The 21,638-nt window shown below is 58.3% G+C and carries 27 protein-coding genes and 1 tRNA gene; 10 read left to right on the top strand and 18 right to left on the bottom strand.

Features of this window, described 5'->3' with window-relative positions:
- Positions 1-12 precede the first annotated feature (12 nt).
- Genes HX824_RS28170 through sctU form a run of 9 tightly spaced genes read left to right on the top strand, consistent with a single transcriptional unit; the run spans position 13 to position 6,960 of the window.
- On the top strand, positions 13-912 hold the full coding sequence (locus tag HX824_RS28170) for an FHA domain-containing protein (protein ID WP_177055671.1): 900 nt from the start codon (positions 13-15) through the stop codon (positions 910-912).
- Positions 909-2,267, top strand: a complete 1,359-nt coding sequence (locus HX824_RS28165; RefSeq protein ID WP_177055670.1) for a FliI/YscN family ATPase — start codon at positions 909-911, stop codon at positions 2,265-2,267. Before HX824_RS28170 ends, HX824_RS28165 begins: the two co-directional genes overlap by 4 nt.
- On the top strand, positions 2,254-2,682 hold the full coding sequence (locus HX824_RS28160; RefSeq protein ID WP_003208357.1) for a YscO family type III secretion system apparatus protein: 429 nt from the start codon (positions 2,254-2,256) through the stop codon (positions 2,680-2,682). Before HX824_RS28165 ends, HX824_RS28160 begins: the two co-directional genes overlap by 14 nt.
- The gene (locus HX824_RS32730; RefSeq protein ID WP_256347058.1) at positions 2,679-3,137 is read left to right on the top strand and encodes a type III secretion system HrpP C-terminal domain-containing protein; all 459 of its coding nucleotides are present in this window, start codon (positions 2,679-2,681) and stop codon (positions 3,135-3,137) included. The genes HX824_RS28160 and HX824_RS32730 overlap by 4 nt, the downstream gene beginning before the upstream one ends.
- The gene (locus HX824_RS28150) at positions 3,134-4,147 is read left to right on the top strand and encodes a FliM/FliN family flagellar motor switch protein (protein ID WP_008430697.1); all 1,014 of its coding nucleotides are present in this window, start codon (positions 3,134-3,136) and stop codon (positions 4,145-4,147) included. The genes HX824_RS32730 and HX824_RS28150 overlap by 4 nt, the downstream gene beginning before the upstream one ends.
- Positions 4,144-4,797 carry a type III secretion system export apparatus subunit SctR gene (gene sctR / locus HX824_RS28145; RefSeq protein ID WP_003208361.1) on the top strand — a complete coding sequence of 218 codons (654 nt, stop codon included), beginning with the start codon at positions 4,144-4,146 and terminating at the stop codon, positions 4,795-4,797. The genes HX824_RS28150 and sctR overlap by 4 nt, the downstream gene beginning before the upstream one ends.
- A gap of 7 nt (positions 4,798-4,804) precedes the next feature.
- Positions 4,805-5,068: a type III secretion system export apparatus subunit SctS gene (gene sctS, locus HX824_RS28140; protein WP_003208363.1), complete on the top strand. Its 264-nt coding sequence runs from the start codon at positions 4,805-4,807 to the stop codon at positions 5,066-5,068.
- A 10-nt stretch (positions 5,069-5,078) separates the two neighbouring features.
- Positions 5,079-5,870, top strand: a complete 792-nt coding sequence (gene sctT, locus HX824_RS28135) for a type III secretion system export apparatus subunit SctT (protein ID WP_003208364.1) — start codon at positions 5,079-5,081, stop codon at positions 5,868-5,870.
- Positions 5,863-6,960: a type III secretion system export apparatus subunit SctU gene (gene sctU, locus HX824_RS28130; RefSeq protein ID WP_177009592.1), complete on the top strand. Its 1,098-nt coding sequence runs from the start codon at positions 5,863-5,865 to the stop codon at positions 6,958-6,960. Before sctT ends, sctU begins: the two co-directional genes overlap by 8 nt.
- On the opposite strand, the gene HX824_RS28125 is transcribed toward sctU, so the two are convergent.
- From HX824_RS28125 to sctC, 3 genes are read right to left on the bottom strand one after another with little or no spacing between them, the layout of a single operon-like run.
- The gene (locus HX824_RS28125; protein WP_008430695.1) at positions 6,957-7,316 is read right to left on the bottom strand and encodes a hypothetical protein; all 360 of its coding nucleotides are present in this window, start codon (positions 7,314-7,316) and stop codon (positions 6,957-6,959) included. The genes sctU and HX824_RS28125 overlap by 4 nt on opposite strands.
- Positions 7,317-7,321: 5 nt before the next feature.
- Positions 7,322-7,516 (bottom strand): HrpT family type III secretion system protein, encoded by a 195-nt coding sequence (gene hrpT / locus HX824_RS28120; protein ID WP_003208370.1) that lies wholly within the window; start codon positions 7,514-7,516, stop codon positions 7,322-7,324.
- Entirely contained in the window at positions 7,513-9,654 is a 2,142-nt protein-coding gene (gene sctC, locus HX824_RS28115; RefSeq protein WP_177055669.1) for a type III secretion system outer membrane ring subunit SctC, read from the bottom strand. Before sctC ends, hrpT begins: the two co-directional genes overlap by 4 nt.
- A 72-nt stretch (positions 9,655-9,726) precedes the next feature.
- Here sctC and HX824_RS28110 point away from each other — a divergent pair, with 72 nt between their 5' ends.
- Positions 9,727-10,053, top strand: coding sequence for a hypothetical protein (locus HX824_RS28110; protein WP_173406097.1), 327 nt, complete (start codon positions 9,727-9,729; stop codon positions 10,051-10,053).
- Positions 10,054-10,062: 9 nt separating this feature from the next.
- On the opposite strand, the gene HX824_RS28105 is transcribed toward HX824_RS28110, so the two are convergent.
- From HX824_RS28105 to HX824_RS28035, 15 genes are all read right to left on the bottom strand, one after another.
- Positions 10,063-10,281, bottom strand: a complete 219-nt coding sequence (locus HX824_RS28105; RefSeq protein WP_003208375.1) for a hypothetical protein — start codon at positions 10,279-10,281, stop codon at positions 10,063-10,065.
- Between the two features lie 107 nt (positions 10,282-10,388).
- Positions 10,389-10,976: a type III secretion system stator protein SctL gene (gene sctL, locus HX824_RS28100; RefSeq protein ID WP_177009590.1), complete on the bottom strand. Its 588-nt coding sequence runs from the start codon at positions 10,974-10,976 to the stop codon at positions 10,389-10,391.
- Positions 10,977-10,995: 19 nt separating this feature from the next.
- Positions 10,996-11,316, bottom strand: coding sequence for a type III secretion protein (locus HX824_RS28095; protein ID WP_218169027.1), 321 nt, complete (start codon positions 11,314-11,316; stop codon positions 10,996-10,998).
- Between the two features lie 211 nt (positions 11,317-11,527).
- Complete coding sequence (gene sctJ, locus HX824_RS28090) at positions 11,528-12,334, bottom strand: type III secretion system inner membrane ring lipoprotein SctJ (protein ID WP_177009588.1); 807 nt, start codon at positions 12,332-12,334, stop codon at positions 11,528-11,530.
- Between the two features lie 7 nt (positions 12,335-12,341).
- On the bottom strand, positions 12,342-12,704 hold the full coding sequence (locus HX824_RS28085) for a hypothetical protein (protein WP_023659153.1): 363 nt from the start codon (positions 12,702-12,704) through the stop codon (positions 12,342-12,344).
- Between the two features lie 131 nt (positions 12,705-12,835).
- A complete protein-coding gene (locus tag HX824_RS28080) occupies positions 12,836-13,006 on the bottom strand; it encodes a hypothetical protein (RefSeq protein WP_177009587.1) in 171 nt (56 codons plus the stop codon).
- Between the two features lie 207 nt (positions 13,007-13,213).
- The gene (locus HX824_RS28075; protein WP_177009586.1) at positions 13,214-14,146 is read right to left on the bottom strand and encodes a sigma 54-interacting transcriptional regulator; all 933 of its coding nucleotides are present in this window, start codon (positions 14,144-14,146) and stop codon (positions 13,214-13,216) included.
- A 402-nt stretch (positions 14,147-14,548) separates the two neighbouring features.
- Entirely contained in the window at positions 14,549-15,649 is a 1,101-nt protein-coding gene (gene ychF, locus HX824_RS28070; RefSeq protein WP_008432257.1) for a redox-regulated ATPase YchF, read from the bottom strand.
- Positions 15,650-15,672: 23 nt separating this feature from the next.
- Complete coding sequence (gene pth / locus HX824_RS28065; protein ID WP_003208389.1) at positions 15,673-16,257, bottom strand: aminoacyl-tRNA hydrolase; 585 nt, start codon at positions 16,255-16,257, stop codon at positions 15,673-15,675.
- Between the two features lie 165 nt (positions 16,258-16,422).
- A complete protein-coding gene (locus HX824_RS28060) occupies positions 16,423-17,022 on the bottom strand; it encodes a 50S ribosomal protein L25/general stress protein Ctc (protein WP_003208391.1) in 600 nt (199 codons plus the stop codon).
- A 138-nt stretch (positions 17,023-17,160) separates the two neighbouring features.
- Positions 17,161-18,102, bottom strand: coding sequence for a ribose-phosphate pyrophosphokinase (locus HX824_RS28055; RefSeq protein WP_003208392.1), 942 nt, complete (start codon positions 18,100-18,102; stop codon positions 17,161-17,163).
- Positions 18,103-18,147: 45 nt separating this feature from the next.
- A tRNA-Gln gene (locus HX824_RS28050) sits at positions 18,148-18,222 on the bottom strand.
- Positions 18,223-18,258: 36 nt separating this feature from the next.
- Positions 18,259-19,110, bottom strand: a complete 852-nt coding sequence (gene ispE, locus HX824_RS28045) for a 4-(cytidine 5'-diphospho)-2-C-methyl-D-erythritol kinase (protein WP_177055668.1) — start codon at positions 19,108-19,110, stop codon at positions 18,259-18,261.
- Position 19,111: 1 nt separating this feature from the next.
- A complete protein-coding gene (lolB, locus tag HX824_RS28040) occupies positions 19,112-19,729 on the bottom strand; it encodes a lipoprotein insertase outer membrane protein LolB (RefSeq protein WP_008432261.1) in 618 nt (205 codons plus the stop codon).
- A gap of 4 nt (positions 19,730-19,733) precedes the next feature.
- A complete protein-coding gene (locus HX824_RS28035) occupies positions 19,734-21,458 on the bottom strand; it encodes a tetratricopeptide repeat protein (protein ID WP_008432263.1) in 1,725 nt (574 codons plus the stop codon).
- Positions 21,459-21,638 lie beyond the last annotated feature (180 nt).

Below are 21,638 nucleotides of genomic sequence, written 5' to 3'. Positions count from 1 at the left end.
GAGGGCCTGACAATGTTTGAGCTACGAGTACTCGATGGTATGCACCAGGGGGCTGCGCTGCCGTTGTTCGGCGAGCAGTGGAGCATTGGTGCGCACCCTGACGCTGACCTGGCGCTATACGACCCGGGCATTGCCGAGCGTCATGTGCGATTGCAGTGTGTTGACCAGCGCTGGTTGGTGCAGGCCGAGGGAGGGGTGATGCAGGATGCCGCCGGCCTGATCCTGGCGCAGATTGCCGACCTGGCACTCAACACGACATTTTCGATTGGCAACGTTCGGCTCTGCGTCACCCGCGCCGACCAGCCCTGGCCTCAGCCGACGGTGACTGCCGAACAGGCGCCCACGCCTGCGGCCGAGCCCCTCGTGCCGCTGAAGCTTTCCTCAATTTCGAGCACGCAGCAGAAACGCTTGATCAGCCTGGTCGTCGTCGTTGCGGTCATCATCACCGCGCTGGGCATGACCACTAGCGGTGACCGCGAAGCCCAGGCGTCGTTGATGTCACCGGTGATCCGCAAGAACGAGCTGGCCTCACCTTTCGAGGTGCGCCAGCAGTTGCTCAGGATGCTCAGCGAGCGCGAATTGATCAACCGTATAAGCATCCAGTTGGTCAATGACCAGGTGCTGCTCGACGGCGATGTACTCCAGGAAGACATGGAGTTGGTATCGCGCATGCTCAGCCGGTTTGGCGAACAGTTCGATACCGCGGTGCCGGTGATGAGCCGGGTCAGGACTCGCGACGGAACGTTCCCTTTCAAGATTTTGCAGATTGTCGGCGGCCCCAACGGTCACGTGGTTCTGGAACAGGGGAACCGACTGTTTGTGGGGGATGAAGTGGACGGCTTGCGACTGGTGCTGATCGATAACACCAAAGTGGTGTTCGACGGTAAGCAACGCTTCGAGGTGCGCTGGTGAGCCGTGACCTGCAAGCCCGTCTTGAGGCCTGGGAGCAACGCCAGTCGAGTGCGCTGGCCAGCTTCGCGCCGGTGTCGGTGCGCGGTCGTATCCAGCGGGTGAACGGCATGTTGTTGCAATGCCGGCTGCCCCAGGCGCGCATCGGTGATTTGTGCCAGGTCGAAAAGTCCATCGGTGAATACATGCTGGCGGAGATCATCGGTTTCGACCAGCAGGATGCAGTGCTCAGTGCGTTGGGCAATCTTGAAGGCGTGCGCGTGGGTGCCAGTGTGCAACGCCTGGGGGTGCCACACCGGGTACGGGTCGGCGACGATTTGCTCGGCCAGGTGCTCGATGGGTTTGGCCGGCCGATTGCGGGCGATGGCCCCAGCGCCTTTGTGGAGGCCGACATCGCAGAGGCGAGCACGGTATTGTGCGAGGCGCCGTTGCCTACCGAACGCCCCAGAATCAGCCGGGCGTTGTCCACCGGCGTACGCTCGATTGATGGATTGATCACGCTGGGAGAAGGGCAGCGCGTCGGCCTGTTCGCCGGCGCGGGCTGCGGCAAGACCACCTTGTTGGCCGAGATCGCCCGAAACGTCGAGTGCGATGTGATCGTGTTCGGGTTGATTGGTGAGCGCGGACGCGAGCTGCGGGAATTTCTCGACCATGAGCTGGATGATCAACTGCGCGCCAAGGCGGTGCTGGTGTGTGCCACCTCCGACCGCTCAAGCATGGAACGCGCCCGCGCGGCGTTCACTGCGACAGCGCTGGCCGAAGGGTTCCGGCGCAAGGGCCAGCGGGTACTGCTGCTGATTGACTCCCTGACCCGATTTGCCCGGGCCCAGCGTGAAATCGGCCTGGCCGCGGGCGAGCCCCTGGGCCGCGGCGGCTTGCCACCGTCGGTATACAGCCTGATGCCGCGCCTGGTGGAGCGGGCCGGGCTGACCCGTGACGGAGTGATTACCGCCATCTACACCGTGCTGATCGAGCAGGACTCGATGAACGATCCGGTAGCGGATGAAGTGCGCTCCCTGCTCGACGGCCACATCGTGTTGTCACGCAAGCTGGCCGAGCGTGGCCACTACCCGGCGGTGGATGTGCTGGGCAGCCTTTCGCGGATCTTGAGCAACGTCGCCACGCCCGAGCATATAAGGGCGGGCACCGCCTTGCGCCGCTTGTTGTCGGCGTATCAGCAGATCGAACTGATGCTCAAGTTGGGCGAGTACCAACCCGGCAGTGATGCCCTGACCGACCTGGCGGTGGACAGCCGCCAGGCCGTCGATGGCTTTCTGCGCCAGGACCTGCGTGAGCCGGCCGCGATGGCGATGACGCTGGACCAATTGATGGAGTTGACCACCGATGTCCCTTTCTGAAATCGATACCTTGCGGCGTTTGCGCAAGCACCGGGCTGACCGGGCGGAGCGCGCGCTGCGTGCCGCCAAAAGGCAACAGCAAGCGCTGCTGTTGCAGATCCGGCAGGCGGCGGATGCCCTTGAACAGACCCGGCTAGACGAAGCCCGGAAAACCGCTGAGTTGCTGAGCAAGCATCAAGGGCAAGTGATCTCGTTCCAGGACATCAAGTCCTGGAATGCCCAGGAGCGCACGTTGTCCGCCGACACCCGCCGCGAAGAAGGGCAGTTACATGAGCTGCACGGCCAGCGCGATGAGCAGTTGATCCACATCGACAGCGCGCAGAAGCAGGTTACCCAGTGCTTGCGCGAGGTTGAAAAACTCCAGGAACTGTCCCTTTTGTTGGGGCAGGAAGAAGCCGTGCAGGAAGAAACATGACGCAAGTTCCAGTGAACAGTCCTGAGCGCCCGCGTCCGGACGAGCCTCGGGATGAACGTGAACCCGGCCCGGGGGCGATAGTGCCATGGGAGCACGGACGGTTATTTGCCCAGCTGTTTGGCAACGATGATGAAGGGGGCGGTTTCGGTTCCGCCCTACCGGGAACCCCTGCATCAAGTCATGCCGCGATGATCGCGGCCATGACCGAGCAGTTGGTACCGCGGATTCACGTCGCTGTTCAGTGGCCTTTGCACGCTGTGCTTTACCTGCCGAGCCTGGGGCGGATCAACGCCAGCGTGCGCCGCGAGCAAGGTACCTGGAACGTTGAGCTGGAGGCGCAGGAAGAGCGCACCGCGCGCTGGCTGCCTGGGGTGCGCCAGCACCTTGAGGACGGGCTGGCCGGCGCGTTGGCGCAGCCTGTCACCGTACACCTGGCACATGTGGACCCGGCATGATCATGCCGTTTTTAACCTTGCCGGTGGTCAGCGGCGCCAATGTCGCGGCGCGGCGCAGGCTGGGGCGCGGCTTGCGCATGGCGTTTCAGGTCGCGGGGCAGAACGGTGAACTGTTGATGGAACCGGGCCGTGCCCCCGCAGGCGTCAAGCCGCTGTTTTTCGAGAGCGCCTGCGGGGTGCTGGCTTTCGCCGAACCAGGGCCGCTGTTCAGCCTGCTGGGGGAGTGCCCGGTGACGCTGGCGGAGGCCGATAACGATCCAGACTCGTGGTTCTGGGAACTGTTCCAGCACCACCTGAGCCCGCAGGTGCGGGGGCTGTTTGGCTTCCTGCGGTTGCTGCCGGCACCCAGGAAATTGAACTTCGGTTGTCGCTTCACGGTGACGCTGGGGAAGTCCAGGGTCGTGGGTTACCTGTGGCTGACTCCAGAGCGCTTGCTGGCACTGTGCGAGGCCGGTCCGTGGCAGTCGATAGCGGGGCCATTGCCGGCGTCGTTCCAGTTGGCAGTGGCGATGACCCTGGGCCGCCTGAAGCTATCCATCACGCAATTGAGCGGTGTCCGTGCCGGTGACGTGGTGATGCTTGAGCAACCCTTTTTCGATGTGCAGGGCAATGGTCACCTGTATGTCGGCAAGCACCGGCTGCAAGGGTGCATTGATGATGAATCCGGGCCGTTGTGCCTGACGCTTGTTTCGATCGAGGAAACGTCCGTGGACGAGGATTTTGCAACATCGCAGTACCCGGGGGATGAGCTGGATGAACCGGTAGTGGATGTCTTTGGCCACGAGCCTTTCGATGAGTTGAACATGGCCCTGACGGTACGTTGTGGCACCCTGAACCTGACCCTGGGCGAACTGCGCAATCTCGCCCCCGGTGCGGTGTTGGGCATTGCCGGGTACGCGCCGGGCATGGCCGGGCTTTATTACGGCGACAGGCCGATAGGGCAAGGGCAGTTGGTGGAAGTAGATGGGCGCCTTGGTTTGCAGTTGTCCCGCGTGATTTTTTCGCGATGACATTTCAGGGGGTCGACCCTCTTGTCCTGGCGCTGTTTTTAGGTTCGTTGTCGCTGATGCCAATGCTGCTGATCATCTGCACATCGTTCTTGAAGATCGTGATTGTGCTGATGATCACCCGTAACGCCATCGGCGTGCAGCAGGTACCGCCGAGCATGGCCATCAACGGAATAGCGCTGGCTGCGACACTGTTCATCATGGCGCCCGTGGGGTACCAGATCGCCGAGAACGTCAAGGCCTCGCCCGTGGACACGAGTAGCGTGCAAAGCCTTCTGGAAACCGGGCAGGCGGCCATACAGCCGTTGCGTGCGTTCATGCTGCGCAACACCGATGCAGATGTGTTGACTCACCTGCTGGAAAACAGTGCGCGCATGTGGCCGCCTGAAATGGCGCAGAGCACCCAGCGCGAAGACTTGATCCTGCTGGTCCCGGCCTTCGTGCTGTCGCAACTGCAGGCGGGGTTCGAGATCGGCTTTCTGATCTACATTCCGTTCATCGTCATCGATTTGATTGTGTCCAACCTGCTGTTGGCCCTCGGTATGCAGATGGTCTCGCCCATGACCATTTCGCTGCCGCTCAAACTGCTGTTGTTCGTCATGGTTTCCGGGTGGTCGCGGCTGCTCGACAGCCTGTTCCTTTCTTACCTCTGAGTGCCCTATGGAACCGATCGTGCTGTTCAAGCAGGGCATGTTGCTGGTGGTGGTGCTGTCGGCGCCGCCGCTGATCGTGGCGGTGGTCGTCGGTGTGTTGACGTCGCTGGTGCAGGCCCTGATGCAGATACAGGACCAGACGCTGCCCTTTGGCATCAAGCTGGTTGCGGTGGGCATCACGCTGATTTTGACCGGTCGCTGGATTGGCGTGGAGCTGATCCAACTGATCAACCTGATGTTCGACATGATTGCCCGCTCGGCATTGAACTGAGGGCCTGCGTGTGCTGCTTTATCTTGAATTCCTGCCCAGCCTGCTCGTGGCCATGGCGCGCATTTATCCCTGTGCATTTCTGGTGCCTGCGTTTTGTTTCCAACATATACGCGGTATGCCCCGCCACATCATCGTGATGGTCATGGCGTTGATTCCGGCGCCCGGCATTCATGCCGTCCTGGCTGCCAAGGATTACTCCGCGCTGATGATCAGCGGGTTGGTACTCAAGGAAGCTGCCCTGGGGTTTTTGCTGGGGATTCTGTTGGCCATGCCGTTCTGGATGTTCGAGTCAGTGGGCGCACTGCTGGATAACCAGCGGGGGGCTTTGGCGGGTGGCCAACTCAACCCCTCGCTGGGGCCGGATGCGACGCCGATCGGGCACCTGTTCAAACAGTTGGTGATTTATTTGCTGATTGCCGTCCTGGGCTTGAGCGTGCTGACCCAAGTGATCTGGGACAGCTACCTGATCTGGCCGCCAACCGCCTGGTTGCCGCTGCCGGCGGTCAATGGGTTCAGTGTATTCATCGGGCTGCTGGGCGATACTTTTACCCACATGATGCTGTATGCCGCACCGTTTATTGCCGTGCTGCTGTTCCTGGAGTTCGGCTTCGCCTTGTTGGGCCTGTACAGCCCGCAATTGCAAGTCTCTACCCTGGCAACGCCGGTCAAGAGCTTGGCGGGGCTGGTTATCCTGCTGCTGTACTTCCCGCTGTTGCAGGACTTGATCGTCGGGCGCATGGCGCAGTTGGGAGACCTCAAGCATTCCCTCGGCCTGATGTTCAGGGGCTCGGGACATGAGTGATTCGGGTGAGAAAAAACACGCGGCCACGCCCAAGAAACTCAAGGATCAGCGCCAGAAAGGCCAGGTCGCCCAAAGCCAGGACGTCGGTAAGCTACTGGTGTTGACCGCCCTCAGCGAAATCGCGTTGTTCACCGCCGAAACCAGCATGCAGCGCTTCCAGCAGTTGCTGGTGATGCCCATGTCACGTTTCGGGCAGCCCTTTGTGCGGGCGCTGGAGGAAGTGCTGACGGAAGGCTTGATCGTGTTTTTTTCCTTCGCCTTGCTGATGGCCGGATTGGCGATCGCGGTGAAGTTGATCAGCGGCTGGATTCAGTTCGGTTTCCTGTTTGCGCCGGAAAGCCTGAAGCTGAATTTCAGCCGTCTCAACCCACTCAGCCAGGTCAAGCAGATGTTCTCTGCCAAGTCAGTGACGAACCTGTTGATGGGGTTGGCCAAGGCGCTACTGCTTGCGCTGATTTTGTACGTGGTGATCAGTCCGTCACTAGGGGCCTTGATCAATCTGGCCACCAGCGACCTGCAGAGTTACATCCTCGCGCTGATCATCCTGTTTCGCCATCTGCTGCACGCTTGCCTGGGATTGCTGCTGGTCCTGGCATTGATCGACATGGCGCTGCAGAAGCACTTCTTTGCCAAGAGCATGCGCATGACTCAGGTCGAGGTGGTCAAGGAATACAAGGACATGGAGGGCGACCCTCACGTCAAGGGGCAGCGCCGCGCCCTGGCCCAACAGCTGGCCCAGGAGGAGCCGAAGGTCAAGTTGCCCAAGCTGGAGGAGGCCGACATGTTGGTGGTCAACCCGACGCACTTTGCGGTCGCGCTGTACTACCGGCCGGGCAAAACGCCGCTGCCGCTGCTGGTGGATAAAGGCACGGATGCCGAGGCCCGGAAACTGATAGACCGGGCCAAGGCGGCCGACGTGCCGGTGATCCAGTGTGTATGGCTCGCGCGCACGCTGTACGAGAAGAAGCTTGGGGCGAACATTCCCCGGGAGACGTTGCAGGCGGTAGCGTTCCTCTACCGCACCCTGCGTGAGCTCAATGACGAGGCCAAGCGTGAAACGCTGGAGTTTCCGGAGCTTAAGCAACGTTAACGGTAGCGGTGCACGTCCAGCATATCGAGGCAGCCCAGCGAAAGCAGCTTGCCGATGATCTCATCTGCCTCCTCTGCACCTGCCGGCAGCGCGTGCCAGATCACCAGGGCATCCTTGGCATCGAGACAGGCAAAGCAGCCGTCAAACGCCACCGCCTGTTCAAAAAGCCGCTCCAGTACCCGTTCCAACTGTCCGGCTTCCAGCGCTCCACGGTCGACCAGCAACGCAAGCCCGGGTTTACCACCGGCCTTTAACCGGCACACGCTTATGCCCGGGCCGAGGGACAGGTGGGCGTCCTTGCCGCCCACCAGGTTATCCAGGAATACCTGGCGAGACGACGTATCGTTCGGCCCCATGGAACTTACCGTTCCAGTGAGATCGTTTGATAGTCGGAGCGCTCGCCGGCAGGGCCCGATTCGACGCGCATCTGCGGCGGCCACCAGACCACCAGCTTATCGGCGCCCGATTGCGGGCGTGAACAGGAGTCGCCCTTGCACGTCGGCGTACAACCAACGATAAGCAGGGCCAGGCCGAGGAGGGTGAGTAGGCGTTTCATGGCGCGTTCTTCCGGGTGGGGGTGATCAGGGAGGGGCGGGACACACCGATGTGTTCATCTTTGACCACGGGCCGCATGGCGATAAATACCTCCGCCTCTTCTCCCGGCTTGAGCCAGGCACGTGGCCAGACGCTGACGGCCAGGGTCTGGGAGTTGCTGCATTCTCTTTCATCGATGCGCACGTTACGGTTGAACTGATTGCGTACCACCACCACGGCCACATTGAACTGCGGGCCTGCATACCATTGGCTGCGTTCGGTGTTCAGGGCCAATAGCTCGCGGGTGCTGCACAAGGTGTCCAGGCCCAATGGCATGGGCGCGGCCTTGAAGGCCGTGGGTACTTGCCCGCTGACGAGGTGAGCCAGGGTGCTGGTGATGTCGCTGCGCTTGATCACCGGTTGATGCTCGGCATACCGCCGGGCCAATGGCTTGAGTGCGGCCTGCAGTTCGGCTTGATCCTCCTGGGGCAAGTAGCGTGAAGGATCAGCCTGATCGCCGATCACGCGCGGCGTCAGGATAAACAGGCGTTCGCGCCGGTTGTTCTGGCGCTCGGAGGAAGAAAACAGGGCCTTGCCCAGCAGCGGAATGTCTCCCAGCAGAGGGATCTTGCTTTGTTTGTCGGTGCGTTCAGTGACATGGAAGCCACCGACCACCAGCGAACGTTTTTCCGCCATGACCGCCTGGGTGCTGACTTTGCCGCGGCGTACATCGGGGCTGGTGCGCGCGGGGTTGGACTCGTCGAAGTTACCGTCCTCGATATCCACCACCAGGTGGATCTGGTGATTGCCGCGGGTAGTGATCACCCTCGGTACCACCTGGAAGCTGGTGCCGACCGTGATGGGCAGGATGGTTGCAGTCTCGGTGCCGGCGGTGAGGTATTGGGTGCGGTTGAAATCGATCACCGCCGGCTGGTTTTCCAAAGTAAGCACCGACGGGTTGGACACCATGGTCGCCAGGCCACGTTGCTCCAATGCGCGAATATCGGCGTTGAAACGATCACGGTGCTCGATCGACAGCTGTGATGAAGACCCGGGCGCCATGTTCACGCCACCCCGGAAACGGCTGTTTTGAAAACCCCATCTAATCCCGAATTCCCGCAGTTGAGTACGCTCGATATCAAGAATGATCGCATCGATTTCCACCAGCTTGCGGGCTACGTCGAGCTGGCTGATCAGCTCACGGTACATCGCCTGGCGCTCCGGCAGGTCGTAGATCAGGATGGCGTTGTTGCGCACATCGGCTTCGACTCGGATTTTGCTGGTGGAGACCGGTACCCGAGGGGTGAGTGACATGCCGGTGTCTGCCGGCCCCGGGTTCATCGTCTGACCGAGCATTTGCCCCAGCATCGGGTTACTCAGGCGCGGAAATACCGGGGTTATGGGTGAGGGTTGGGCGGCAGAGGGAGGGCGTGGGCTCATGCCTGAAAGCGTCGAGGCCGTGCGAGGTTCCAGCAGCCCCCGCAGCATGCTGGCAACGCCTGGGATGGTCAGTTTCTCGCCGCGATAATCAATCTGGCGGTCCGCCGCATTGGCGAACTTCAGCGGGTAGCTGAGGACGCTCTGCTTTTCATCCGGGGACTTGCGCTGGCTGCTGAACTGCTTGATCTGTTCGATATAGCGCTTGGGCCCGGAGACCAGTACGACGCCGTCCTCAGGCAATTCGCCCCAGCCGAAGCGGCTATCGAGCAAGCCTATATCGGTGAGGGCCTGCTTGAGGTCGGCGATGGTCTCGGAGGAGACCTCCAGGCGTGCAGATTCCTGTTGGTCCAGGGTGCTGACGTACAGCGTGTTGTTGTACAGGTACCACTGGAAGCGGTGCTCTACGCCGAGCCTGTCGAGAAGCGATTGTGGGGTATTGGCGCGTATCTTGCCGTTGACGTTGCCTTCGAGGAGGCCGTCGACTTGCAGTTGGGTGCCGAAGGTCTGGGCGAAGTCTTCCAGCACATCCCGCAGGGGCTTGTGTTCGGCCTCATAGGCATAGGCGGTGTTTTTCCATTCGCTGGGGACGGCGGCCAGGGTGCTTTCCAGGGGCGCCAACAACCAGGGCATGAGGATCAGGTAGCGCCAACGGGCAGGCTTTACGGCGGCGGCAGGCGAATTGACGCGCAAGCGGATGTGCTTGTCGATCTTGTTAGGCATTGAGAATTCTCTGTTTTAGTGACGCAGCGACCGAAGCGAAGTAGGCCTAAGTTTCCGGGCTGGGCTGGCAAGGTGCGCAACAATGCCCCGCCAGGTATCACGCTGGTTCAGCAGGGTTTCGAGTTTGCCAAGCAGGTGGGGCAGGGCACAGTCGCCAGGGAGTTTTTGAAGCAGCCAAAGATGACCAGTCATTGCTTCCTGCGCCAAGGCACCCTGGAAATGCCTCAGACTTTCCAGTCCGAGGCGCATCCACGCCTCCAAGGCTCTTTTGTCGACCCGATGGTGGGTCAGTTGAACACTGATCAAAAAAGCTTGTTGGTCGCGCCGCACCTTGATTTCGTCATTATCTTCAAACAACGTGATCAGCGGTTCGCTGCTACTCAACCAACGACCGAGTAACGCTTCCACTCACTGTATGCCTTCGATAACGGTCTTGGCTGTTTCGCTCATGTAATTGGTGTAGGTGGAACTGGCTGATAACGTGGCCGCGAGGAAGACTTTTTCGTCATTCATTGCCGCCAGGGCTTCGTCGTTGTTCAATCCATCGCGTTCTATCTTTTCAAAGCGCTTTTGCGAATTTTCCAGTTGCCTGTAGAGATTCGCTTGCAGGCGATAATCAAAGCTCATTGGTTTTGCTCCAGAGGATGTTACGTTCTGTGTGGCTCGACGCGTGATTCCAGTTCCACGGGTATTTCGTTAAACGTCAGCGCTCGTTGAACCGCAGCCCCTGCGTGTTATTGGGTTGAACCCGACGTGCCGGAATTCCATAGGGTTTCCACCATCGAATCCCAGTCGATCCGAAATCCACCTTCGGGCGTTTCCAGAATGAGCATTTGAGGTGCGATGTTCTCCTCGGTGCGCAGTGTCCAGGGAAGGTCTGTGTGCCTGCTCAGCCACTGGTCTACGTTTTTACGGTCCAATGGATTGCAGAGCAAAGTGGCTTCGATTCGCGGGACCTGGGTGGCCAGTAATTGCTTTAGCAGGACGCTCAGGCGTTGGGGGGAGACTGTTTCCTCCAGCAGGTTACGAATGGCCAGGCTGGTGATGGAGGCGGCAATGGGTTCAATGTTGTCGTAGATAGCCTGGCGTTCAATCTCCCAGCGTTGCAACTGAGTGTTGGCGCGTTCCCAGAACTCACGGCAAGCATTTGCGTAAAGTATTTCGCGCTGCTCTTCGGCCTGGCGTAGTAGTTCGCGCGCTTCGGCTTTGGCGCGAATAAGTAATGTGCCCGCCTGAGCACAGTCGATAAGCATCTCTCGGGCAATCAGGGTTTGTGGCAGGTCCTGGCCTTTATTCAGCTCAATTTTACGTCGGCATAACATGCAGGTTGGTTGCTCCTGATCAGGGCCACGCGTGATCATTCGTGATGGCGGTAGCTCGCCAGATGACGGCTCGCCACAGAGTATCCAGCCGACCATGACGGTCGGGCAGGTTGGAATATTTCTCCAGGTCGACTACCCGTTGATTCGCAAAGCCAAGTCGTAGGCGTTGCCATACCGCAGGCTCAACCCAGGCGCGCAGGTACTGCAGAGGATCGTCTGTGTTCAGTACCCGTGAGTCCGCAGGGAGCGCTTTGGCAAGGCGCTGACACCAGAGGTATTCATCCTCCTCCAGCAAGTGGTCGCGTACAGGCTGGCAGACACTGCCGATCAGCGTCAGCATGCGATCGCGTTGTGGTGGGGAGGCTTGCACCAGGTGCAGCAAGGCAGGGGAGGGTGAGGGTGGCAGGCAGGGGGTGATGGCCAGTGCGGTGCTCACTCGTTCATGCCGGCTGCGACATAGATCGGTCGAGGCGATATATGGTCTGAGGACCTCCCAGTCACACGCTGGCGTTTCCCATGGGCGGGCCCACCATCGAACCCACGCCAGCTGATTACTCATGAACAGACGGGTTTAGTGATGCATGAGCCGGTACGACAGATGAGTCGTGTTGTTGATTCACCCCCCGTTTGCGCCAGATAAACGCGCCAGCCCCCGCAAGCGTCAATATGATGAGCAATACGGTAAGACTCATGCGCCAGAAACCGAGATCGTTATCCTGAACCAGGAACGGACCAAAATAGGTCAGACGTTGCTGCTCCAGATACGCCGCGGCGGGGACAAACACTACGGTTAATTTTTGAGTGTTTTCTACAGCGGCTGCCATGCCGGGGATACTGCTGGCCACCATCCTGCGTACTCGGGGGCGGATATTATCAGGCTCAAGTCGTGGATCATGTTTGATGAACACCGAGGCTGATGCCGGTTGTACGGGTTCACCCGGGGCAATCCGTTCGGGGAGCACGACATGAACTCGAGCGACGATGACCCCGTCGATGTTCGACAAGGTTGCCTCCAGCTCCTGAGACAATGCATAGATATAGCGGGCACGTTCTTCCAGCGGTGTTGAGATAACGCCTTCTTTACGGAAGATATCGCCCAGGGTCGACCGGGCCAGTTTGGGCAGGCCAGCGGCCTCGAGCGTCCGGACCGCCCTGCTGATGTCCGACGCGTTGACGCGCACAACAACGCCGTCTTTGGCTGGCACTTTTTGGGCCCGGATTTGTTTATCCGCGAGTTCTGCAACAACCTCATTAGCCTCCTGTTCGGACAGTCGGCTATGGAGTTCTACTTTTTCACCGCAACCGGCCAGCAGCAATGCCAATGATAAAACTAATGGGGTGGTGATCCAGCGGAGCATGACTTACCTACTGAAGGTTGGTTATTTTCTCGCAACATTGCACGGTTTTGCTGATGACCTTGACTGACATGGACAGCTCCCGATGGGCGTCTGAAAGTGACTTGGCAATTTGATGCATTTCCGTTGATTTTTTATTAAGGCTCAGGTCACGCAAACCTTTGGTCGCACGTTTTGATAGCCTCGTTAAATGAGAAGACTGTTCGGATAGCGCGTTCGTACCGACCATTGAATTTTGGCTACCCGGGGAAGACGCGCGATCAACCAGGCTGGCTTGGAAAAAATTCATGTCGGAAGCAGAGGTATCAATACCTCGTGATTCAACCGTTCGTGAAACCGGGCGTTCTGTGAAGTCGTCAGCGAGCACGCGCATGTAAACCTCCGGCAAGACGCTAGGAACGTTCTTGTTGGTTTGGGAGTAATGTTGGTTTTTTTCGACGGTTCAGCATGAGCCATGCCAGCAAACGGGTTGCTTCCTCTATGTTTAATAGAGGAAGCAAAGGTTTAAAACCTTAGTTTGCCTATGTTTTCGAGTTCTTTTGTCAGTATTTCGTTTTTAACCTCCTGTATTTTTAGTCGACGCATTTCAGCTTTTTTTGCCGCTTCGATATCGGCATTGTCTCCGCCACCAAGACTGCCGGCAGTAACCCGCTTGTTAACATCGATTTCACTCATAACATCACCTCTGAGTTGCTTGATTTAAATTTTTTGTTTGTTTATGCGTTGATGCTTAACCACGAACGTAGACCCATCATTGCCCGTCAGGCATATGAACCAAGCACATGGCTGGCCCGATCGGCGAAGTTGCTGATCATGTAGATGGCCTTTCCTTGAGTGGTTAAATGAAGATTTCAGTTCCAGAAAAAACTGCTGGTCCTGGGTTTAACCTGTTCCGCCGAGTGATATATCCAGTTGTTTCATCCTGTAGTACAGCGTGCGCTTGGCAACCCCCAATTCCCCGGCTACTACATCCACGTTGCCGCCGTGACGGCGCAGCGACTCTTCAATCAGCGATTTCTCGATTTGCTGTAGCCGCGCCTTGAGGTTCATCTCTATGTCCTGATGGTCCCTCATCGACTCTGAAAGCGGCGGAAGATCCAACACAAAGCGCTTGGCTGTCGAGCGCAGTTCGCGGACGTTGCCCGGCCAGGAATGGCATAGCAATTGTTGCAGCAGCGAGCTGGATGCCAGGGGTATCGGGTATTTAAAGTACTCGGCTTCCTGGCGGACGATGTTCAGGAACAAGGGGATAATCTGCTCGCGACGTTCGCGCAGGGGAGGGAGGCTGATGCTGATTACGTTCAGGCGAAAATACAGGTCGCGCCTGAATAACCCTTGCTCGACCATTTCGTGCAGCGAATGCTGGGCGGACGCGATAACGCGCATGTCCACCGGGATAAAGCGGGTAGAACCCAATCGCTCAACGCCCCGGGACTCCAGTACCCGCAGCAGTTTGGCTTGCAGGGTGAGGGGCATGCTGTCTATTTCGTCGAGGTACAAGGTACCCAAGTGTGCGGCTTCGACAAAGCCTGCCCGTGATTGCATCGCACCGGTGTAGGCGCCGCTGTTGACCCCGAACAGTTGGCTTTCCGCCAGGCTTTCGGGAATTGCAGCACAGTTGACGGCGACGAAGTTGCCTCGCCGGCCCGATAAGCGATGGATGCGTTGGGCCAGGGTATCTTTACCGGTGCCGGTTTCCCCCAGCAAAAGTATGTCGATGTTTAAAGCCGCAGTATTGTTGATAGTGGCTTCAATGGTTGGGCATTCAGTAAATGGATCATCCGTTTCAAACGTGCTTTGATAGGAGGCCGACATATCGCTGTTGCTCCTATTGTTTCTCATTGTTTTACTGAGGGGCTTCCCTGCTGATATGGATAAGTAAAACGGAATTTAGCTGATTTGTCATTCTGTCGGAGAGTGCGAAATAGACGTTTGTTATGTGTGAAAAACCAAAAAATCTTAAGTTAAATATTATCAAGTGGGCGCTCGCTCGTGATTGCCTGATAATGGGTCGGAATAATCTTAAACTCGGGGGTGTCAGGGAGGATTGACGTATTTTTACGTATTGAGGGCTGTGGTTGTTTTATAGGGTTGCCGTATTAAGATGTCAGGGGATATTTCAAAGTCGATCTTTGTAGAAAGTTGCAAACATCGCCCACAAAAAAGCCGATGCAGTGCATCGGCTTTTTGTTTTGCGGCATAGGCCGCAGGTAAAGCTTATACGTTGAAGCGGAAGTGCATCACGTCGCCATCCTTGACGATGTATTCCTTGCCTTCCAGGCGCCATTTACCGGCTTCCTTGGCACCGGCTTCACCCTTGAACTGGATGAAGTCGTTGTAGGCGATGACTTCGGCGCGGATAAAGCCTTTTTCGAAGTCGGTGTGGATCACCCCAGCCGCTTGCGGGGCAGTGGCACCGACCTTGACGGTCCAGGCGCGCACTTCTTCAACACCGGCGGTGAAGTAGGTCTGCAGGTGCAGCATTTCGTAGCCGGCACGGATCACGCGATTCAAGCCAGGCTCTTCCAGGCCCAGGGCCTCGAGGAACATGTCTTTTTCTTCGCCGTCTTCCAGCTCGGCGATTTCCGCTTCGATCTTGTTGCACACCGGAACAACGATAGCGCCTTCTTCTTCGGCAATGGCCAGGACCACGTCGAGCAGCGGGTTGTTCTCGAAACCGTCTTCAGCCACGTTGGCGATGTACATCACCGGCTTGGTGGTCAGCAGGTGGAAGCCCTTGATCACAGCTTTTTCGTCGGCGCTCATGCTCTTCATCAGGCTGCGTGCCGGCTTGCCCAGGGTGAAGTGGGCAATCAGTTGCTCCAGCAAGGCTTTCTGGACCACTGCGTCCTTGTCGCCGCCCTTGGCGTTACGCGTGACCTTTTGCAGTTGCTTCTCGCAGCTGTCGAGGTCGGCGAAGATCAGTTCCAGGTCGATGATCTCGATGTCGCGTTTCGGGTCGACGCTGTTGGAGACGTGAATCACGTTCTCGTCTTCGAAGCAGCGGACCACGTGGGCGATGGCATCGGTCTCGCGGATGTTGGCGAGGAACTTGTTGCCCAGGCCTTCACCTTTCGAAGCGCCGGCTACCAGGCCCGCGATGTCGACGAACTCCATGGTGGTCGGCAGGATGCGCTTTGGATTCACGATGGCCGCCAGGGCGTCCAGGCGTGTATCGGGCATCGGCACGATACCGGTGTTCGGTTCGATGGTGCAGAAGGGGAAGTTCTCCGCCGCAATACCGGATTTGGTCAGGGCGTTGAACAGGGTGGACTTGCCGACGTTAGGTAGGCCGACGATGCCGCAATTGAATCCCATGGTGTTTCCCCTCGGGTAAAGAGTCAGGCCTTCTGGCTGTGCAGGTTTTTCATCGCACGGTTCCATTCACCGGCGAAGATATCCGGCAGCACGCCGAGGGCAAAATCGATGCTGGCATCGAGTTTTTCCTGTTCGGCGCGTGGCGCACGACCCAGGACGAAATTTGAAACCATACTGGCAACGCCCGGGTGGCCAATGCCAAGCCGCAAGCGGTAGAACGTATTCTGATTGCCCAACTGCGCGATGATGTCGCGCAGGCCATTATGCCCGCCATGGCCGCCGCCTTGCTTGAGCTTGGCAACGCCGGGTGGCAGGTCTAGTTCGTCATGGGCCACCAGGATTTCTTCGGGTTTGATCCGGAAGAAGCCCGCAAGCGCCGCGACAGCCTGGCCGCTGCGGTTCATGTAGGTGGTGGGAATCAACAGACGAACATCCTGACCCTGATGCGAAAAGCGTCCGGTCAGGCCAAAATATTTGCGATCGGCCACAAGATTGACGCCTTGGGCGTGGGCGATACGCTCAACAAAAAGGGCCCCCGCGTTATGCCGGGTCTGTTCGTATTCGGCGCCTGGATTTCCCAGGCCAACGATCAGTTTAATGGCAGTCACGACAGGGGCCCTTCCTTTGGAGTTGTGGATAACATCGCCGTTGGTGCGGCGAAAGTGGACGACAAAAACTCATTAACCGTTAGAGGCCAACTTCGCATTCTCGCCCGCTTTCTCGCTACGTTCCGGTCCGCGATGTTTCCTCAAGCTCCGGCATTACAGAGTGAATTACTCTGCAGCGCCTTCTTCAGCTTCTGGTGCAACGCGTGGAGCGTGTACGTTTGCAACAGCTTTGTCGTCACCGTGAGCCAGTGCAACGAACTCAACGCCTTTAGGAGCCTTGAGGTCGGACAGGTGAACGATTGCGCCGATTTCCAGAGCCGACAGGTCGACTTCGATGAACTCAGGCAGGTCTTTCGGCAGGCAGGTCACTTCGATCTCGGCGATAACGTGCGAAACTTCGCCGCCTTTCTTGACCGGAGCTTCTTCACCAACGAAGTGCACAGGCACGATAGCGGTCAGTTTCTGACCAGCTACTACGCGTACGAAGTCAGCGTGCAGCACGTGGCCTTTAGCTGGGTGACGTTGCAGTGCCTTGATGATGACGTTCTGCTTGGTGCCGCCAACGTTCAGCTCGATGATGTGGCTGTAAGCCGCGTCGTTTTCGAGCAGTTTGGCGATTTCTTTAGCCAGCATGCTGATGGATTCAGGGGCTTTTTCGCCACCGTAAACTACAGCTGGAACCAGGCTTGCGAGACGACGCAGGCGGCGGCTCGCACCTTTCCCCAGGTCGGAACGCAGTTCAGCATTCAAAGTAAAATCGTTCATGTTGTATCTCCAAAATAACCACATTCGCCCTAGCGTTTGCGACCAGCGCTAAAGGCGATATGGGCAAAAAAGCCCCGCCCCAACAGAATGCTGGGGCGGGGCGCTTTTCGTCAGGTTGATGCTGCTAAGGTTTGACCCTTAACGGAACATCGCGCTGATCGATTCTTCGTTGCTGATGCGGCGAACCGCTTCGGCAACTACCGGTGCGATATCCAGTTGACGGATACGCGAACAGGCTTGAGCGGCAGCGGACAACGGGATGGTGTTAGTCACCACCAGTTCGTCCAGCATTGAGTTCTCGATGTTCTCGATCGCTCGGCCCGACAGCACAGGGTGTGTGCAGTAGGCGAAGACTTTTGCTGCACCGTGCTCTTTCAAGGCTTTCGCCGCGTGGCACAGGGTGCCGGCGGTGTCGACCATGTCATCAACCAGAATACAGGTACGCCCTTCGACATCACCGATGATATGCATCACTTCAGAGTGATTGGCTTTCTCGCGGCGTTTGTCGATGATCCCGAGATCCACGCCCAGGGATTTGGCAACAGCCCGTGCACGCACGACGCCACCAATGTCCGGGGACACGATCATCAGGTTTTCAAAGCGCTGGTCTTCGATGTCATCCACCAGGACGGGGGAGCCGTAGATGTTATCTACCGGAATATCGAAGAACCCCTGGATTTGGTCAGCGTGCAGGTCAACCGTGAGAACACGGTCGATACCTACCACGGTCAGCATGTCAGCAACGACTTTCGCGCTGATAGCCACACGTGCGGAACGCGGACGGCGATCCTGACGGGCATAACCAAAGTAAGGGATTACAGCTGTGATTCGAGTCGCTGAGGAGCGGCGGAAGGCATCAGCCATCACGACGAGTTCCATCAGGTTATCGTTGGTCGGAGCGCAAGTCGGCTGAATAATGAAGACATCTTTACCGCGGACGTTTTCATTGATCTCGGCTGTAATTTCGCCGTCGGAGAATTTACCGACAGAGATGTCACCGAGAGGGATATGCAGCTGACGTACAACACGCCGAGCCAGATCGGGGTTAGCATTCCCCGTAAAGACCATCATCTTGGACACGCGCAGTACCTAGAGGCTGAGGGTAACCTGGATGAGTATAGAAAATGGCAGGGGCGGCTGGATTCGAACCAACGCATGGCAGGATCAAAACCTGCTGCCTTACCGCTTGGCGACGCCCCTGTATCTGTTGCAACGAGTACCCAGTACTCGGTTCCTTTAGAGCAGACTTTGCAGCTTGCGATGCAACATCGAAACGTTGCTTCCCTTTGCTACAAACCCTGTAAGGGTCTCTGTAAGAAGGGCCGAGACTTTATCAGCTTCAGCTTTGCTTGGGAAGCCCCCAAACACACAACTTCCAGTTCCGGTTAATTTTGCTTCGGTAAAATTACCTAACAAATTCAAAGTGTTACGTACATCTGGATAACGCCTTGCTACAACCGGTAAGCAGTCATTTCGACTGTTTCCCTTGGGAACGGGGCGCACTTTAATGGGAGGAGAGTTACGTGTCAACAGTGGATCTGAAAAAATTTCTGCTGTACTTACAGATACTTGCGGAACAAGCACGACATACCACGGCTCTTCGGGGTCTACAGGGGTGAGTTTCTCCCCCACGCCTTCGGCAAAAGCGGCGTGCCCACGCACGAAAACCGGGACGTCCGCGCCCAGTGTCAGGCCCAGCGCCGCCAGGCGATCGTGGTCCCAACCCAGTTGCCACAAGTGATTCAGGCCGAGCAATGTCGTTGCGGCATTTGAGCTGCCGCCACCGATGCCGCCGCCCATGGGCAGGATTTTTTCGATCCAGATGTCGATGCCCAACGGGCAACCGGATTGTTCCTGGAGTTTTTTCGCGGCCTTCACAATCAGGTTGCTGTCGTGAGGCACGCCGTCGAATTCGGTGTGCAACTGGATCACGCCGTCATCGCGAACGGCGAAGGTCAGCTCATCGCCGTAGTCGAGAAATTGAAAAATCGTCTGCAACTCGTGATAGCCGTCTTCACGGCGACCGAGAATGTGCAGCATCAAATTCAGTTTGGCCGGGGAGGGCAGGGTCAGGCGTTGCTCGTTCATCTCACTGCCCCAGCTTGCGCGGTTGCCAGTCCTTGATCACCAGCGTGACGTCAAGGTCGGTGCCATGCAGCTTGATGCGCTCGGGCAGCCAGTAACCGTTCTGTTGCACATAGCTCAGGTATTCGACCTGCCAGCCATCCTGTTCCAGCGAAGCCAGGCGGCTGTCGCCATTGAGGCTCAGGCGGCTCTTGCTGTCTGGCGCAGGAAGACCGCGTACCCACCACACCAGGTGCGATACGGGGAGTTTCCAGCCCATCTGTTCTTCCAGCAGGGCTTCCGGCGTTGGCGCTTCATAGCGGCCCTGATTGGCCACTTCCAGGCTGACTTGCCCCGGCCGGCCGGTCAGGCGTGCCGCACCGCGGCCCAGCGGGCCAGACAGGCGAATGTCGTAATAGTCCTGGCGTTGCAGCCAGAACAAGGTGCCGCTGCCCGAATCTTTCGGGGCGCGAATGCCCACCTTGCCCTCGATCTGCCAGCCATCAAGGCTGCTCAGTTGATCCTTGTGCTGCTGCCACTGCGCCGGGTTGCCCGGGCCTTCGACAGATTCACGGGTGCCAAGACCGGAACAGCCGGCAAGCAGGGCAATAAAGCTGAAAACGATAACGTGGCGCAAAAACATAAAGTTAAAGGGTCTCGGATCCGGTCAGGCGCTTGATGGTGCTGCGCAGGATTGGGCTTTCGGGCTGTTCCTTGAGGAACTTCTCCCAGATTTGTCGCGCTTCACGCTGCTTGCCATTGGCCCAGAGCACTTCGCCCAGGTGTGCGGCGACTTCCTGGTCGGGGAAGCGCTCCAGCGCCTGGCGCAACAAGCGTTCGGCTTCGTCCAGGTTGCCCAGGCGGTAATTCACCCAGCCGAGGCTGTCGAGTACGGCCGGGTCTTCCGGGTTGAGCTGGTGAGCTTTTTCAATCAGCTCCTTGGCTTCGGCGTAACGCGTTGTACGGTCGGACAAGGTGTAACCCAGGGCGTTCAGTGCCATGGCATTGTCCGGGTCGCGCTTGATGATCAGGCGCAGGTCTTTTTCCATCTGCGCCAGGTCATTGCGTTTTTCCGCCTGCATGGCGCGGGTGTACAGCAGGTTCAAGTCGTCCGGATATTGCAGCAAGGCTTGCTGGAGAATTTTCCAGGCGCGATCGCCCTGCTTGTTGGCCGACAGGGTCTCGGCCTGGATCAGGTACAGCTGGATCGCGTAGTCCGGTTCGGCATCCCGTGCGGCAGCCAGGCGTTTTTCCGCCTCGTCGGTGCGGCCGTTGTTCATCAGGATATCGGCCTGGCGCAGTTGCGCCGGCAGGTAGTCATTGCCGGCGCCGACCTGAGCGTATTCAAGCAATGCAGCCTGCGGGTCGTTACGCTCTTCAGCGATGCGGCCCAGGTTCAGGTGCGCCGAATCCACGTGGCTCTCGCGGGCGATCAGGTCTTCCAGGTAACCCTTGGCCTCATCCCAGGCCTTGGCTTCCAGGCACACCAGCGCCAGGGAGTAGCGCAATTCGTCATCGTCCGGGTATTGCTGCACGAGGTTGGCGAACTGCACCTTGGCGTCTTCCATGCGGTCCTGTTCAACCAGCATGCGGGCATAGGTCAGCAGCAGGCGTTTGTCGCCCGGGTACTTCTTGATGCTTTTTTCCAGCAGCGGAATCGCTTCCTTGCCGCGGTTGAGGTTTTGCAGCAGGCGGGCGCGCAGCAGGATCGGCGCAATCTCGCCCTCTTCCGGCGGGTGTTGCTCCAGCAACTTCAGCGCAGCCTCGGGCTCATCATCCTGTTGCAACAACAGCGCCTTGCCGAAAATCAGCTGGCTGTTGTTCGGGTGTTTTTGCAGCAGGCGGTCGAAACTCTTCATCAGGCCGTTGCGGGTGTCCTGATCTGTGTCGGCGGCCGACAGCGCGAGGAAGTCGAAATGCGTGTCGCCCTTGCCCTGCAGGACCTTCTCCATATACACCATGGAGTCGTCATAGCGCCCGGCGCGGGCCAGTTGAATGGCCGCTGCCCGTTGTGCCTCGAGATCGTCCGGGGCGTTTTTCGCCCAGATCAGCGAGGAGTCCAGGGCCGCCTGATCGGCGCCCAGGTACTCGGCGATGCGAAACGCCCGCTCCGAAATCCCCGGATCCTGAGTATTGATGGCCTGGGTCACGTAGTTATCCAGGGCAATGTCGAAACGATTGCGCTGGCCGGCCAGCTCCGCGCTCAGCAGGCTGAAGATCGTCTCTTCACTGAACGAGGAATAAACCTTGGGCTTTTCAGGGGCGGGGGTGCTGTCTTCTACCGGCGGCGTACCGTCCGGCGACACGGGTGCCATGGCCTGGCAGCCGCTGAGAAAGACAAAAGCAAGGAGCAACGCGGAAGATCTATTCATATAGGAAGAGGACGACTAACCTGCGGTCGGATCATCATGACACAAGCCTTCGGCCAAACATAACCGTGTAGGAGCGAGCTTGCTCGCGAAGAACCAGAGGACAACGCGTTTTATCCCGTAAGCCAGCGTTATCGTTAACGACCATCGCGAGCAAGCTCGCTCCTACAGATGGCCTTTATA

Source organism: Pseudomonas sp. D4002 (genome assembly GCF_013385665.1).
In the GTDB taxonomy this organism is placed as follows: domain Bacteria; phylum Pseudomonadota; class Gammaproteobacteria; order Pseudomonadales; family Pseudomonadaceae; genus Aquipseudomonas.
The sequence above is the reverse complement of the archived record's forward strand: the minus strand, read 5'-3'. Positions and strand labels throughout refer to the sequence as shown.